The organism is Achromobacter sp. HZ01 (assembly GCF_003267925.1).
In the GTDB taxonomy this organism is placed as follows: domain Bacteria; phylum Pseudomonadota; class Gammaproteobacteria; order Burkholderiales; family Burkholderiaceae_B; genus Achromobacter; species Achromobacter pulmonis_A.
Genome location: NZ_LWKV01000007.1, coordinates 13,117 through 27,277, shown reverse-complemented (window position 1 = coordinate 27,277; position 14,161 = coordinate 13,117). Strand labels below are relative to the sequence as shown.

General features: G+C 68.3%; 12 protein-coding genes. 7 read left to right on the top strand and 5 right to left on the bottom strand.

Annotated features, from left to right (window positions below):
* Positions 1 to 88: 88 nt before the first annotated feature.
* Together A6B37_RS24895 and A6B37_RS24890 are read right to left on the bottom strand one after the other, a co-directional pair.
* Positions 89 to 1,078: a quinone oxidoreductase gene (locus A6B37_RS24895; protein ID WP_102771773.1), complete on the bottom strand. Its 990-nt coding sequence runs from the start codon at positions 1,076 to 1,078 to the stop codon at positions 89 to 91.
* A gap of 51 nt (positions 1,079 to 1,129) precedes the next feature.
* Complete coding sequence (locus A6B37_RS24890; protein WP_102771774.1) at positions 1,130 to 2,095, bottom strand: DMT family transporter; 966 nt, start codon at positions 2,093 to 2,095, stop codon at positions 1,130 to 1,132.
* Positions 2,096 to 2,192: 97 nt separating this feature from the next.
* On the opposite strand from A6B37_RS24890, the gene A6B37_RS24885 reads away from it, so the two are divergent.
* The 5 genes from A6B37_RS24885 (at position 2,193) to A6B37_RS24865 (ending at position 7,966) form a co-directional block, all read left to right on the top strand.
* Positions 2,193 to 3,089, top strand: a complete 897-nt coding sequence (locus tag A6B37_RS24885) for a DMT family transporter (RefSeq protein WP_111827280.1) — start codon at positions 2,193 to 2,195, stop codon at positions 3,087 to 3,089.
* Positions 3,090 to 3,120: 31 nt separating this feature from the next.
* Complete coding sequence (locus tag A6B37_RS24880; RefSeq protein WP_102771776.1) at positions 3,121 to 3,609, top strand: MarR family transcriptional regulator; 489 nt, start codon at positions 3,121 to 3,123, stop codon at positions 3,607 to 3,609.
* A 106-nt stretch (positions 3,610 to 3,715) separates the two neighbouring features.
* Entirely contained in the window at positions 3,716 to 5,140 is a 1,425-nt protein-coding gene (locus A6B37_RS24875) for an efflux transporter outer membrane subunit (RefSeq protein WP_102771777.1), read from the top strand.
* Positions 5,141 to 5,162: 22 nt separating this feature from the next.
* Positions 5,163 to 6,356, top strand: coding sequence for an efflux RND transporter periplasmic adaptor subunit (locus tag A6B37_RS24870; protein ID WP_111827219.1), 1,194 nt, complete (start codon positions 5,163 to 5,165; stop codon positions 6,354 to 6,356).
* Positions 6,353 to 7,966, top strand: a complete 1,614-nt coding sequence (locus A6B37_RS24865; protein ID WP_111827218.1) for a DHA2 family efflux MFS transporter permease subunit — start codon at positions 6,353 to 6,355, stop codon at positions 7,964 to 7,966. Before A6B37_RS24870 ends, A6B37_RS24865 begins: the two co-directional genes overlap by 4 nt.
* A 114-nt stretch (positions 7,967 to 8,080) precedes the next feature.
* On the opposite strand, the gene A6B37_RS24860 is transcribed toward A6B37_RS24865, so the two are convergent.
* The 3 genes from A6B37_RS24860 to A6B37_RS24850 form a co-directional block, all read right to left on the bottom strand.
* Entirely contained in the window at positions 8,081 to 9,040 is a 960-nt protein-coding gene (locus A6B37_RS24860) for a hypothetical protein (RefSeq protein ID WP_111827217.1), read from the bottom strand.
* Between the two features lie 33 nt (positions 9,041 to 9,073).
* Complete coding sequence (locus A6B37_RS24855; protein WP_102771782.1) at positions 9,074 to 10,141, bottom strand: tartrate dehydrogenase; 1,068 nt, start codon at positions 10,139 to 10,141, stop codon at positions 9,074 to 9,076.
* Between the two features lie 192 nt (positions 10,142 to 10,333).
* Complete coding sequence (locus A6B37_RS24850; RefSeq protein WP_111827216.1) at positions 10,334 to 11,857, bottom strand: helicase HerA-like C-terminal domain-containing protein; 1,524 nt, start codon at positions 11,855 to 11,857, stop codon at positions 10,334 to 10,336.
* A 172-nt stretch (positions 11,858 to 12,029) separates the two neighbouring features.
* On the opposite strand from A6B37_RS24850, the gene A6B37_RS24845 reads away from it, so the two are divergent.
* Both A6B37_RS24845 and purD read left to right on the top strand, forming a co-directional pair.
* Positions 12,030 to 12,761 (top strand): YebC/PmpR family DNA-binding transcriptional regulator, encoded by a 732-nt coding sequence (locus A6B37_RS24845; RefSeq protein ID WP_102771784.1) that lies wholly within the window; start codon positions 12,030 to 12,032, stop codon positions 12,759 to 12,761.
* 89 nt (positions 12,762 to 12,850) lie between these two features.
* A complete protein-coding gene (purD, locus tag A6B37_RS24840; protein WP_168202329.1) occupies positions 12,851 to 14,158 on the top strand; it encodes a phosphoribosylamine--glycine ligase in 1,308 nt (435 codons plus the stop codon).
* The last annotated feature ends 3 nt before the right edge of the window (positions 14,159 to 14,161 follow it).

The following is a 14,161-nucleotide window of genomic DNA, read 5'->3' as shown; positions in this document are numbered from 1 at the left end:
GCGAAAAAAAAACCGGCAGGAACGCGGAGTCGCGCCCCTGCCGGTCCCGCGCGGCCCCTGCCCGGGGCCGCGCGCCGTCATCCCCGCCTCAATCCAGCATCAGCACCGTCGCGCCCGTGGTCTTGCGCCCGGCCAGCGCCGTCTGCGCTTCACCCGCCTGTTCCAGCGTGTAGCGCTGGTCGATGCGGACCTTGATCTTCTTCTTCAGGACCAGGTCGAACAGTTCTTCGGAAGCGGCCTGCAGCTTGGCCAGCGTGTTGACGTGGATGCCCAGCGAGGGCCGGGTCACGTACAGGCTGCCCTTCTGGTTCAGCGTCGCCAGGTTGACGCCCGACACCGGGCCGGAGGCGTTGCCGAAGCTGACCATCAGGCCGCGCGGCTCGATGCAGTCCAGCGAGGTTTCCCAGGTGTCCTTGCCCACGCCGTCATAGACCACCGGCACCTTCTTGCCGCCAGTCAGTTCCAGCACGCGCTCGACCACGTTTTCGCGCGAGTAGTCGATGGTTTCCCAGGCGCCGTTGGCGCGGGCCAGTTCGGCCTTCTCGGGGCTGGAGACCGTGCCGATCAGCTTCACGCCCAGCGCGCGGGCCCATTGGCAGGCGATCAGGCCCACCCCGCCGGCGGCGGCGTGGAACAGAATGGTTTCGCCGCCCTGCAGGCGGTAGGTCTGGCGGAACAGGTACTGCACGGTCAGGCCCTTGAGCATCAGCGCGGCGGCCTCGTCGAAACCGATGCCCTTGGGCACCTTGACGACCTGGGCGGCGGGCACGTTGCGCGCCTCGGCGTAGGCGCCGATGGGGCTTTGGCCATAGGCGACGCGGTCGCCCTTCTTCAGGTGCTTGACGTCGGCGCCCACCGCGGTCACCTCGCCCGCGCCCTCGAAGCCCAGCCCGTGGGGCAGCGGGTGCGGATACAAGCCCGTGCGGTAATAGATATCGATGAAGTTCAGGCCGGCGGCGTGCTGCCGGATGGTGACTTCGTTGGCGGCGGGCGGCGGAACCTCCACCTCGGCCAGCTTCAGGACTTCGGGACCACCGTGCTGCTCGATACGAATTGCCTTGACGAGATTGCTGGCCATGCGGGCCTCCTTTCAATGGAAATAATGCGAACTAAGCGACAAAAACCGGATTCAACGCTCTGGCCGCGCCTCGCCCCGCTTGGCGGGCGCCGCGCGCCCCATCAAGGCGAACACGCCGGCCAGCACCAGGACCGTGCCTGCCATCTGCCACACCGTGATCGGCTCGTGCAGGAACCATGAGGCCAGGAACAGCACCGACACCGGCCCCACCATGCCCAGCAGCGAGGCGGTGGGCGCGCCGATCAGCGCCACCGCCCACATCAGCATGAACACCGGCACCACGGTGTTGAGCGTGGCGTGGATCACGGAATAGCCGTAGACCCCCGCCGGCTGGATCAGCATGGACGGCGGATGCACGGCGAAGAACTGAACGATGCAGGCCACGCACGAGACCGTCATGGCATAGGCCACCAGCCGCGTCGCGCCGATCCGCTTGACCAGTTCCCCCGAACAGATCAGGTACACAGAATAGCTTGCGGCCGACCCGAAAACGAATAAAGACCCCAGGAAGACCTCGCTTCCGCCGAAGGACAGATCGTGCGCGAACACCAGCACCACGCCGGCGTAGGACAGCACCATGGCCATCCACTGGCGGCGCTCGATCGGGCGCTTGAACCAGAAGGCCGACAGCAGCACCACCAGCGAGGGCGAGAGAAACAGGATCAACCGCTCCAGGCTGGCCGTGACGTAGCGCAGCCCCAGGAAGTCCAGGAAGCTCGACAGGTAATAACCCAGCAGCCCCAGCACGCAGACCTGCAGGCGCTCTTTGGGCGTCAGGCGCACGATCTCGCCGCGCGCGGCGCGGCGCGACTGGGCCCAGGCCACGGCCGCGAAGAACGGCATGGCGAACAGCATGCGAAACGCGATGAGCGTGACCGCGTCGATGCCGTAGCGATAGGTGAATTTGACGACGATGGCCTTGGCCGAAAACAGCACCGCGCCCAGGGTTGCCATGATGAATCCGGCCGCGCGGCTGGAGGGACGGGAAAACGGCGAAAACTCGGCAAGGCGATTCATGCGATGATTTTATGTTCAGTGCAAAAATAAATGCACGCTCGGCGCCATACTTTTCTCGTGCCGGCGCCCCGCTTCCATGCATTCCAACCTGCCTCGCATGACCAGACACCGCGCCCTGACCTACATCCACATCGCCGCCGTGCTCTTCGGCCTGACCGGCGTCTTCGGCGAACTGATCCAGGCCAGCGCCGCCGTCATCACGCTGGGACGCGCCGTGTTCGCGGTGCTCGCGCTGGGCGTTTTCGCCCGCATGCGGCGCAAACCCCTGCTGGGCGCGCTGACCCCGGCGCAGCTGTTCGTGCTGGTGGTGGCGGGCGTGCTGCTGGCGGTGCACTGGGTCACGTTCTTCATTTCGGTCAAGGTCGGCGGCATCGCCATCGCGACGCTGGGCTTCGCCAGTTTTCCGGCCTTCATCACGCTGTTCGAAGGCCTGCTGTTTCGCGAACGCATCCGGCTGGCCGAATGGCTGCTGCTGGGCCTGGTGACCGCCGGCCTGGTGCTGGTCACGCCCTCGTTCGACCTGGCCGACCAGGGCACCATCGGCCTGGCCTGGGGCCTGCTGTCGGGCCTGAGCTTCGCGCTGCTGGCGCTGAGCAACCGCCGCTCGGCCTCGGGCATGGACCCGATGCAGGTGGCCTGCTGGCAGAACCTGGTCGTGGCGCTGGTGCTGCTGCCGTTCGCCGCCGGCCAGCTGCCCGCGCTGCCGGCCCTGGACCTGTTCTGGCTGGCGCTGCTGGGCATCTTCTGCACCGGGCTGTCGCACTACCTGTTCGTCTCCAGCCTGACGCGGCTCAACGCCCGCAGCGCCGGGCTGGTCATCGCGCTGGAGCCGGTCTACGCCATCGCCTTCGCCTGGGCGCTGTTCAGCCAGCAGCCCACGCCGCGCATGATGGCCGGGGCCGCGCTGATCGTGGCCGCCATCGTCTGGTCGGGCCTGCGCAAGCAGCCCCCGGCAGGCGCGCAGGCAGAGGCTGCCATGAAAGCACAACCTTGACAATAACTGACTAGGCAGTAAAATTCGGCGCATGAATGCCGCGCCGCCTCCTCCTTCCACGCCCGATACCCCCGTCCACTACCGCAGCGATACCCGCTGCATGATGGAGGAAAACGCCGGCTTCCTGATCAAGCAGGTCCACCATTCCCTGAACCGCATGCTGGACCAGGAAATGGCGCCGCTGGATCTCACCGCCATGCAATGGCGCCCCATCGCGCTGGTGTACCTGGGCCGCGCCGACACGCCGGCTGAGCTGGCCCGGCTCAACGGCATGGACACCGGCGCCATGACCCGCGCCCTGGACCGCCTCGAGGCCAAGGGCCTGCTGCGGCGCACGCGCAGCCAGGAAGACCGCCGCGTGGTCAAGATCGAACTCACCGAACTGGGAGAGGCCAAGGCGCGCGAGATCCCGGCCAACATCGCCCGCTCGCTCAACCATCACCTGCGCGGATTTTCGGCCGACGAAGTCTCCCAGCTCATGCATTACCTGCGCCGCATGCTGGCCAACGGCTCGGCCTGAGGCCGCCGGGGCAGGCACGCCCCCCCTGCATCGCAGGGGCCTTTTTTGGCATAATGCCTGCCTAGGCAAATACAGATCAATCAATCATTTTCAGCTTACCGTCAGGATGAAACGCCTTTTCTCTACTGCTGTATTGGTGCTGGCCCTCGGCGGCTGCGCGCTGATCGAGCCCGGGCCCGAACCCGTGGCGGCGCTGGACGCGGCCAAGCTGGGGCTCACCGCCCAGGACGCCGACTGGCCCACCGACCGCTGGTGGCAGCGCTACGGCGATCCGCAGCTCGACGCCCTGCTGGACGAGGCGCTGGCAAACAACCCTTCGATGAGCGCGGCCCAGGCGCGCCTGGCGCGGGCCAACGCCGCCGTCAGTTCGGCGCGCGCGCCGCTGCTGCCGCGCGTGGACGCCAACTACACCCTGACGCGCGAGCACCTGTCCAAGGACTACATCTACCCGGCGCCGATGGGCGGCTCGGTGGTCAGCGACAACCGGCTGGCGCTGGACTTCAGCTACGAGCTGGACTTCTGGGGCAAGAACCGCTCGCGCCTGAAGGCGGCGGTCTCGGAACAGCAGGCCGCCGCGGCCGACGCCCAGGCGGCGCGCAACCTGCTGGCCAGCGCCACGGTGCGGGCCTACCTGAACCTGCAGAACGCCTTCGCCCAGCGCGACGTGCTCCAGCGCGTGCTGGCGCAGCGCGCCGAAGTGCTGGAACTGACCCAGGGCCGCTACGGCGCCGGGCTGGACACGCAGGTGGAGGTCAAACAGGCGGAATCCTCGCTGGCCGCCGGCAAGGTCGAGCTGACCCAGACCGAAACCACGCTGGCCCAACTGCGCAACCAGGTCGCGGCGCTGGCTGGCGCCGGACCGCAGCGCGGACAGTCCCTGACGCCGGTCGCGCTGACCGCGCCGGCCGGCGGCGTACCGGCCAGCGTGCCGCTGGACCTGCTGGGCCATCGTCCCGACGTCGCCGCCGCCAAGTGGCGCGCCGAAGCCGCCCGCCACGCCATCGACAGCGCCAAGGCCGAGTTCTATCCCAACGTGAACCTAGTGGCCTTCGCCGGCTTCCAGGCCATGGGCACCGGCAACCTGCTGGGCGCCGACGCCCGCATGGCCGGGTTCGGCCCGGCGGTCACGCTGCCGATCTTCCACGGCGGCGAACTCAACGCCAATCTGGCCGGCCGCCGCGCCGACGCCGACCTGGCCGTCTCGGACTACAACCAGACCGTGCTGGATGCGGTGCGCCAGGTGGCCGACGCGCTCGACGCCCTGCGCCTGCTGGACCGCGAAAAGGCCGAGCAGCGCCAGGCCCGCGAAGCCATCGACGCGGCCTACGACCTGGCCGTCAAGCGCTACAAGGCCGGCATGGGCAACTACATCTCCGTGCTCATCGCGCAGACCGGCGTGCTGACCCAGGCGCGCCTGGAAACCGATCTGCGCATCCGCGCCTACCAGCTCGACGCCAACCTGGCCAATGCCCTGGGCGGAGGCTACGTCCCCGCCGCCGGGTCCGAACCCGCCACGTCTTCCACTCATTGAACGCTCCCCGGATTCAGACGTCATGACCGCTGCCACTCCCGCCGCCAATCCCGCCCGTAAACGCCTGCTGCTGCTGGCCACCGGGGCCTTCATACTCGTCGCGATCGCCTACGGCATCTGGTGGGTGCTGTTCGGCGCCCACTTCGAAAGCACCGACGACGCCTACGTGCACGGCAACCTGGTGCAGATCACGCCCCAGGTGCCTGGCACGGTCGTGGCCATCGAGGCCGACGACACGGAAACCGTCGCCGCCGGCCAGCCGCTGGTGCGGCTGGACCCCGCCGACACCGACGTGGCCCTGCAACAGGCCCAGGCCAAGCTCGCGCAGACCGTGCGCCAGGTGCGCACCATCTATGTCCAGAACGACGCGCTGGCCGCCGACGTGGACCTGCGCCGCGCCGACATCCTGCGCGCCGAGGCTGAACTCAACCGCGCCCAGAGCGACGTCAAGCGCCGCCAGCTGCTGGCCAAGTCCGGCGGCGTCAGCGGCGAGGAAATCCTGCACGCCGAAGTCGCGCTGAAGTCGGCCCAGTCCGGCCTGGCCCAGGCGCGCGCCGCGCTGGCGGCCTCGCGCGCCAAGCTGGAGACCAACCAGGCCCTGACCCAGGGCACCACGGTGGCCGAGCATCCCGACGTGCGCCAGGCCGAGGCCGGCCTGCGCAACGCCTGGCTGGCGCAGTCGCGCACCGTGCTGCCCGCGCCGGTGGCCGGCATCGTGGCCCGGCGCAGCGTGCAGGTCGGCCAGCGGGTCGCCCCCGGCTCGGCGCTGATGACGGTGGTGCCGCTGGACCAGGTCTGGGTGGAAGCGAATTTCAAGGAAGGCCAGCTGCGCAAGATGCGCATCGGCCAGCCGGCCAAGCTGGTGGCCGACCTGTACGGCAGCTCGGTGACCTATCACGGCACCGTCGCCGGCCTGGACGCCGGCACCGGCAGCGCCTTCGCGCTGCTGCCGGCCCAGAACGCCACCGGCAACTGGATCAAGGTGGTGCAGCGCGTGCCCGTGCGCATCGCGCTGGACCCGGAAGACCTGAAAAAGCACCCGCTGCGCGTGGGCCTGTCGATGGACGTGGAAGTCGACGTGGGCAAGCAGGAAGGCGAGCCGCTGACGCAGGCCGAACGCAAGGAGCCGGTCTGGTCGACCCGCGCCTTCGAGCCGGCCCATGACGAAGTCGACGCCATGATCGCCAGAATCATCAAGGCCAACCTCGCATCATGAACGCCACCGCCCAGCCCGCGGGCGCGGCAGCCGCCCCCCAGCCCGCCCGGCCGCCGGGCGCCCATCCGCCGCTCGAAGGCGCGACCCGCATCATCGGTTCGATCGCGCTGTCGACGGCGGTGTTCATGAACGTGCTGGACACCTCGATCGCGAACGTGTCCATCCCCACCATCTCGGGCGACCTGGGCGTCAGCACCAGCCAGGGCACCTGGGTCATCACCTCGTTTGCCGTCGCCAACGCCATCACGGTGCCGCTGACCGGCTGGCTGACGCAGCGCTTCGGCCAGGTGCGCCTGTTCCTGATCTCGACGCTGCTGTTCGTGCTGGCCTCGTGGCTTTGCGGCTTCTCGCCGTCGCTGGAGGCGCTGATCGCGTTCCGCGTGCTGCAGGGCGCGGTCGCCGGCCCCATGATCCCGCTGTCGCAGGCGCTGATGCTGGCCAGCTTCCCCAAGTCCAAGTCGGGCATGGCGCTGGCGGTCTGGTCCATGACCACGCTGGTCGCGCCCGTCGCCGGGCCGCTGCTGGGCGGCTGGATCTCCGACAACTACACCTGGCCGTGGATCTTCTACATCAACGTGCCGGTGGGCCTGCTGGCCGCCTGGATCAGCTGGCGCATCTACGGCAACCGCGAATCGCAGACCCGCAAGCTGCCGATCGACAAGGTCGGCCTGGCGCTGCTGGTGGTCTGGGTGGGCGCGCTGCAGATCATGCTGGACAAGGGCAAGGAACTGGACTGGTTCGCCAGCTCCACCATCATCGCGCTGGCCGCGATCGCCTTCGTGGCCTTCGTTTTCTTCCTGATCTGGGAACTGACCGACGCCCACCCCGTGGTGGACCTGCGGCTCTTCAAGATCCGCAACTTCACGGTCGGCGCGCTGACGCTGGCGGTGGCCTACGGCGTGTTCTTCGGCAACGTGGTGCTGCTGCCGCTATGGCTGCAAAGCAATATGGGCTATACGGCCACCTACGCCGGCCTGGTGACCGCGCCGGTGGGCCTGCTGGCCATCCTGCTCACGCCCATCGTCGGCCGGATGCTGGCCACGCGCGACCCGCGCCAGATCGTGACGGTGGCCTTCCTGATCTTCGCGCTGGTGTGCTTCATGCGCTCGGGCTTCAATACGCAGACCGACGTGCGCACCCTGATGACGCCGACCATCATCCAGGGCGCGGCGATGGCGGCCTTCTTCGTGCCGCTGACCGCGATCACGCTCACCAGCATCGAGCCATGGCGCATTCCCGCGGCCTCGGGCCTGTCGAACTTCCTGCGCCTGACCGCCGGCGCGTTCGGCACCTCGATCTCCACCACGCTGTGGGAAAACCGCGCCACCATGCACCACGCCCAGCTGACCGAAGCCGCCCGCCCCGGCGAGCCGGCCTTCGACCATACGCTGAACACGCTGCAGAACAGCCTGGGCGTGTCGCACCAGCAGGCGCTCAGCATGATAGACGGCATGATCAACGGCCAGGCCTTCACCATGTCGGCGCTGGACGTGTTCTACGCGTCGGCGATCATCTTCCTGGCATTGACCGGACTGGTATGGTTCGCGCGCCCGCGCTCGGCCCAGGGCGGCGGCGGCGGCGCAGCCGAGGCGGCAGCCGGAGCACATTGATTGGGTCCCCCCCTACCCGCTGACGCGGGCCCCCCAGGGGGCGGCACTGGCGGACCGGCGGAGCCGGATCCGCTGTGCCCCCGATCTTGAGGGACCGTCTGTTTGCGGCAGGGGTTATTCCTTTAGCAAGGTCTGCCAGTCGAGGCGTTCGATGATGTCGGCCGACAGCGCGCTGATGGGCGACAGGTTGAACACCGAGACGCCCCGGGCGCGCCATTGCGCGGACGCGAAGCGGAAGGACGGCTCGATCAGCTGGGCGAAATTGCGCGCCAGCCGGCTGGCCTGGGGCGTCTGCCCCTCGTCGTAGAAACGCAGCCCGTTCTGCAGCGTCAGGTCCAGCCCGTGCACATAGATCTGGCGGGCGCCGCCCGAGATCAGCACCTGCAGGGCCGCATAGGCCACGGTGTCGGCGTCGAACACGCCGAGCGCCGCGTCGAAGCTGTAGCCCAGCCCCTGCTTGGCGTCCAGCAGCTGCACGTCGGGCGTGACCGCGGCCATGCGCTTGAGGACGGACGGCGCGGCGCTGCGCTGGTAGGCGCGCTCGGAAATCAATTCGATGATGCAGACGCGGCAGCGGATCGATTCCTGCGGGATGCCCTGCATGATGTAGCGCAGCACCTCGGGCAGGACGTAAAGCGTCAGGTCGCGCGAGACGATTTCACGCACCAGGTCGATGCGGTCCCTGACGAAATTCTGGTCGATGATGCAGTAGTACTTGAACGGCAGGTCGAACTTGCGCGCCAGCGCGATGGCGCCGTTGACGCCCATGGCGGCGCGGATGTCGAGCCGGTCGTAGGGGATCTGGGCGACCGAGGGGCCGCTCAGGATCAGATGCATGGTGACGTCGGCGGGGTCGTATCCCTGCCGCAGCGGCGTGACCGGCAGCGAGCGCCCGAAGGCGCGGAACCCGCAAATCGCGCCGGCGCGGTCGCGCCAGATCCGGACGAAGGGCCACAAATGCTGGTTGTGCCGCTGCGTGCGCGAGCGCAGCAAGCGGAAAAGCTTGCGCACGAACCGGTCAGCCCGCCCGCCGCCCACATGGACGGCGGGGGAGGAAAAAGCCGAATCTTCCATCTACTAGCCTAAAGCCCTGAGCGCGGGCCGCCCTCAGCCGGCCGCGATCAGCGACGCGATCGCGCTGCCGACCTCGGCGGTCGAGGCATTGCCCTGCATGTCCCGCGTGCGCGGGCCTTCGGCCAATACCGTTTCGATCGCCTTGACGACGGCGGCCGAAGCCTCGGGGTAACCCAGGAAATCGAGCATCAGCGCCCCGCTCCAGATCTGGCCGATCGGATTGGCGATGCCCTTGCCATAAATGTCCGGCGCCGAACCGTGCACCGGCTCGAACAGGGACGGGAACTTGCGGTCGGGGTTCAGGTTGGCCGACGGCGCGATACCGATGGTCCCGGTGCAGGCCGGTCCCAGGTCGGACAGGATGTCGCCGAACAGGTTGGAGGCCACCACCACGTCGAACCAGTCGGGGTGCTGCACGAAGTGCGCGCACAGGATGTCGATGTGGTATTTGTCCCAGCGCACGTCGGGATAGCTCTGCGCCACGTCGGCCACGCGCTCGTCCCACCACGGCATGGAAATCGAAATGCCGTTGGACTTGGTGGCCGCGGTCAGGTGCTTGCCGCGCTTTTGCGCCAGCTCGAACGCGAACTTCAGGACGCGGTCGGCGCCCACGCGGGTGAACACGCTTTCCTGGATGACGACTTCGCGCTCGGTGCCGGCGAACAGGCGGCCGCCGCTGTTGGAGTACTCACCCTCGGTGTTCTCGCGCACGATGTAGAAATCGATCTCGCCGGGCTTGCGGTCCTTGAGCGGCGACGGCACGCCGGGCATCAGGCGCACCGGGCGCAGGTTGATGTACTGGTCGAATTCGCGGCGGAACTTGAACAGCGAACCCCACAGCGCCTCGTGGTCGGGCACGGTGGCGGGCCAGCCGATGGCGCCGAAGAAAATGGCTTCGTGCTGGCCGATACGGGCTTGCCAGTCGTCCGGCATCATGGCGCCGTGCTTGGCGTAATAGTCGCAGCTCCAGTCGAAATGGTCCCACTGGAAATCGATGCCGAAGCGCGTGGCCACCGCGTCCAGCACTTTCAGGCCTTCGGGCACGACTTCCTTGCCGATTCCGTCTCCGGGGATTACTGCAATCTTGTGTTTCTTTGACACCGCGTCTTCCTCTGTTTTTTACCGGGTCCGCCTGTGGAAAAGGCTACGGAAAGCCTTGCGCAGACCCTGGGGAATGCCCCGCCCGAAATGATAGACACAAACGGGCACGGCGCAACACCCTCGCTTACCGCAGCCGCTGCGACAGCCCGCCCTTTTACAAAAAACCCGTTTCGAAGCGCTACCCGATCCGCCTCAGCGCCGGCCCTTGGAGCCCAGCAGGGACCCGAGTATGCCGCGGGTCAGCTCGCGCGCGATCGAGCGCATGGTGCTCTTGGCCACGCTCTGGACGATGCCGTCGCGCTTGCCGCCGCGCGGCCCGGTCGAGCCGAACAGCACGTCGTTCAGGCTGTCCATCAGCCCGCCGCCGGCATCGGCCGGCGCCTGGCCGGCGCCCTGCCCGGCCTCGGGCTGCGCGCCCGGCGCCGCCTCGGCCGGCTTGGCCGCGCGTCCGGCCAGCACCTCGTAGGCCGATTCGCGGTCGATGGCTTTTTCGTACTTGGCGGCCAGCGTGCTGCCCTGGCGCAGCGCCTGGCGCTCGGCGTCGGTGGCCGGGCCGATGCGGCTGGCCGGCGGCACGATATAAGCGCGCTCGGTGGGCATGGGGCGGCCCTTGGCGTCCAGCAGCGACACCAGGGCCTCGCCCACGCCCAGTTCGGTGATGGCCGCCTCGATGTCCAGGCCGGGATTGGGCCGCATGGTCTGCGCCGCCGTCTTCACCGCCTTCTGGTCGCGCGGCGTGAAGGCGCGCAGCGCGTGCTGCACGCGGTTGCCGAGCTGGCCCAGCACCGTATCGGGAATGTCCAGCGGGTTCTGCGTCACGAAATAGACGCCCACGCCCTTGGAGCGGACCAGCCGCACCACCTGCTCGATCTTGTTCAGCAGCGCGGCCGGGGCGTCGTTGAACAGCAGGTGCGCCTCGTCGAAGAAGAACACCAGCTTGGGCTGGTCCATGTCGCCGACCTCGGGCAGCTTTTCGTACAGGTCGGCCAGCAGCCACAGCAGGAAAATCGCGTACAGGCGCGGCGCCTGCATCAGCTTGTCGGCGGCCAGCACGTTGACCATGCCGCGGCCCTGGGCGTCGGTGCGCATCAGGTCGGCCACGTCCAGCATCGGCTCGCCGAAGAAGCGCTCCGCCCCCTGGGACTCCAGGGCCAGGAGGCCGCGCTGGATGGCGCCGATGCTGGCCGAGGACACGTTGCCGTAGCGCGTCTTGAGCTGCGCCGCGCGGTCGGCCACGTCCTGGAGCATGGCGCGCAGGTCTTTCAGGTCCAGCAGCAGCTGCCCTTCGTCGTCGGCCACCTTGAACACCAGCGTCAGCACGCCTTCCTGGGTGTCGTTCAGCTCCAGGATGCGCGACAGCAGCAGCGGCCCCATGTCGGACACGGTGGCGCGCACCGGCAGCCCCTGCTCGCCGAACACGTCCCAGAGCGTCACCGGGCTGGCGCCCCAGGCCGGCTCGTCCAGGCCCAGGTTCTTGAGGCGTTCCATGAGCTTGGGGCTGGCCGTGCCGGCCTGCGAAATACCGGTCAGGTCGCCCTTGACGTCGGCCATGAACACCGGCGTGCCGATGCGGGAAAAGGACTCGGCCAGCACCTGCAGCGTCACCGTCTTGCCGGTGCCCGTGGCGCCGGTGATGCAGCCGTGCCGGTTGGCCAGGGCGGGCAGCAGCGCCAGCTCGGCCTGGGCGTTCTTGGCGATGACGATGGGGTTGGGCATGGGCGGCTCTCCGGACCTGGAAACTGAGGGATGCCCAAGTGTAGAGCCTCGCGCGCGGCTTGTGCGCGTGGCAATAAGGGTACAGGCGGGCGGGCTTGCGGCCGGCCCCCGGGCGCGCGGCCCGCCGTCACGGTAAAATGCCATTTTTGCAGACAATTTATCCTGGGAAGCCATGGCCGGACACAGCAAATGGGCCAATATTCAGCACCGCAAAGGGCGCCAAGACGCCAAGCGCGGCAAGCTCTGGACCAAGATCATTCGTGAAATCACCGTGGCGGCGCGCGCCGGCGGCCCCGACCCCGACAGCAATCCGCGTCTGCGCATGGCCTGGGACAAGGCCACCGACGCCAACATGCCCAAGGACAACATCCAGCGCGCCATCCAGCGCGGGGCGGGCGGCGCCGACGGCGACGCCTACGAGGAAGTGCGCTACGAAGGCTACGGCATCGGCGGCGCGGCGGTGATCGTCGACTGCATGACCGACAACCGCACCCGCACCGTCGCCGAAGTGCGCCACGCCTTCGCCAAGAACGGCGGCAACCTGGGCCAGGAAGGCTCGGTGGCCTTCATGTTCAAGCATTGCGGCCAGTTCGTGTTCGCGCCCGGCACCTCCGAAGACAAGGTCATGGAAGCCGCCCTCGAGGCCGGCGCCGAAGACGTGACCACCGACGAGGAAGGCGTGATCGAAGTGGTCTGCGCGCCGGCCGACTACGCCGCCGTGCGCCGCGCCTTCGACGAGGCCGGCCTGAAGGCCGAAGTCGACGGCATCGTCATGAAGGCCCTGAACGAAACCGAACTGGCCGGCGAAGACGCCGTCAAGATGCAGAAACTGCTCGACGCCCTGGAAGGCCTGGACGACGTGCAGGAAGTCTATACCACCGTCGTTTTCGACGAAGCGCAGTAAATCCTCCCTCCCCTGCGCTGCGTCGCGGGGGTGTTAATCGGGGCCGGGCCATCCCGGCCCCGAATGGCTATCTTCAGACTCACCCCAACATGAAACTCCTGGTTATTGGCTCGGGCGGCCGCGAACATGCCCTCGCCTGGCGGCTGGCCCGCTCCCCGCGCGTACACAAGGTGTACGTCGCCCCGGGCAACGGCGGCACGCAACGGGCCGAGCAGATGGAGAACATCCCGCTCACCAATGCCGAGGAACTGGCCGATTTCGTGCAGCGCGAAGGCGTGGCCCTCACCGTGGTCGGCCCCGAAGCGCCGCTGGCCGCCGGCGTCGTGGACGTGTTCCGCGCCCGCGGCCTGAAAATCTTCGGCCCGACCAAGGCCGCCGCCCAGCTGGAGAGCTCCAAGGATTACGCCAAGGCCTTCATGGTGCGGCACAACATCCCCACCGCCCGCTACCAGACCTTCACCGACCCGGCCCAGGCGCATGCCTACATCGACCAGGAAGGCGCCCCCATCGTGATCAAGGCCGACGGCCTGGCCGCGGGCAAGGGCGTGGTGGTCGCCGCCACGCTCGAAGAGGCGCACGCCGCCATCGACGCCATGCTGGGCGACGGCTCCATGGGCGAGGCTGGCGCGCGCGTGGTCATCGAGGAATGCCTGGTGGGCGAGGAAGCCAGCTTCATCGTCATGTGCGACGGCCGCAACGTGCTGGCCCTGGCCACCAGCCAGGACCACAAGCGCCTGCTCGACGGCGACCAGGGTCCCAACACCGGCGGCATGGGCGCCTATTCGCCCGCGCCCATCGTCACCCCCGAACTGCACCACCGCATCATGCGCGAAATCATCCTGCCGACCGTGCAGGGCATGGCGCGCGACGGCATTCCGTACACCGGCTTCCTGTACGCCGGCCTAATGATCGCCCCCGGCGACGACCCCGACCGCGCCATCAAGACGCTGGAATTCAACTGCCGCATGGGCGACCCGGAAACCCAGCCCATCATGATGCGGGTCAAGAGCGACCTGCTCGACGCCCTGGAACATGCCGTCGAGGGCACGCTGGACCAGGCCGACATCGTCTGGGACCGCCGCACCGCGCTGGGCGCCGTGCTGGCCGCGCACAACTACCCGGGCACGCCGCGCACCGGCGACGCCATCCGCGGCCTGCCGGCCGACGCCGAGGATTGCATGGTGTTCCACGCCGCCACCCGGATCGAGGACGGCGAGATCAAGACCACCGGCGGCCGCGTGCTGTGCGTCACGGCCCTGGGCGACTCGGTCAAGATGGCCCGCGACCGCGTCTACGAAACCATAGACGGCGTGCACTTCGACGGCCGCCAGTACCGCAGCGACATCGGCTGGCGCGCGCTCAAGCCCTCGCAGCAGAAGTCCAAGTCCAACGCCTGACCG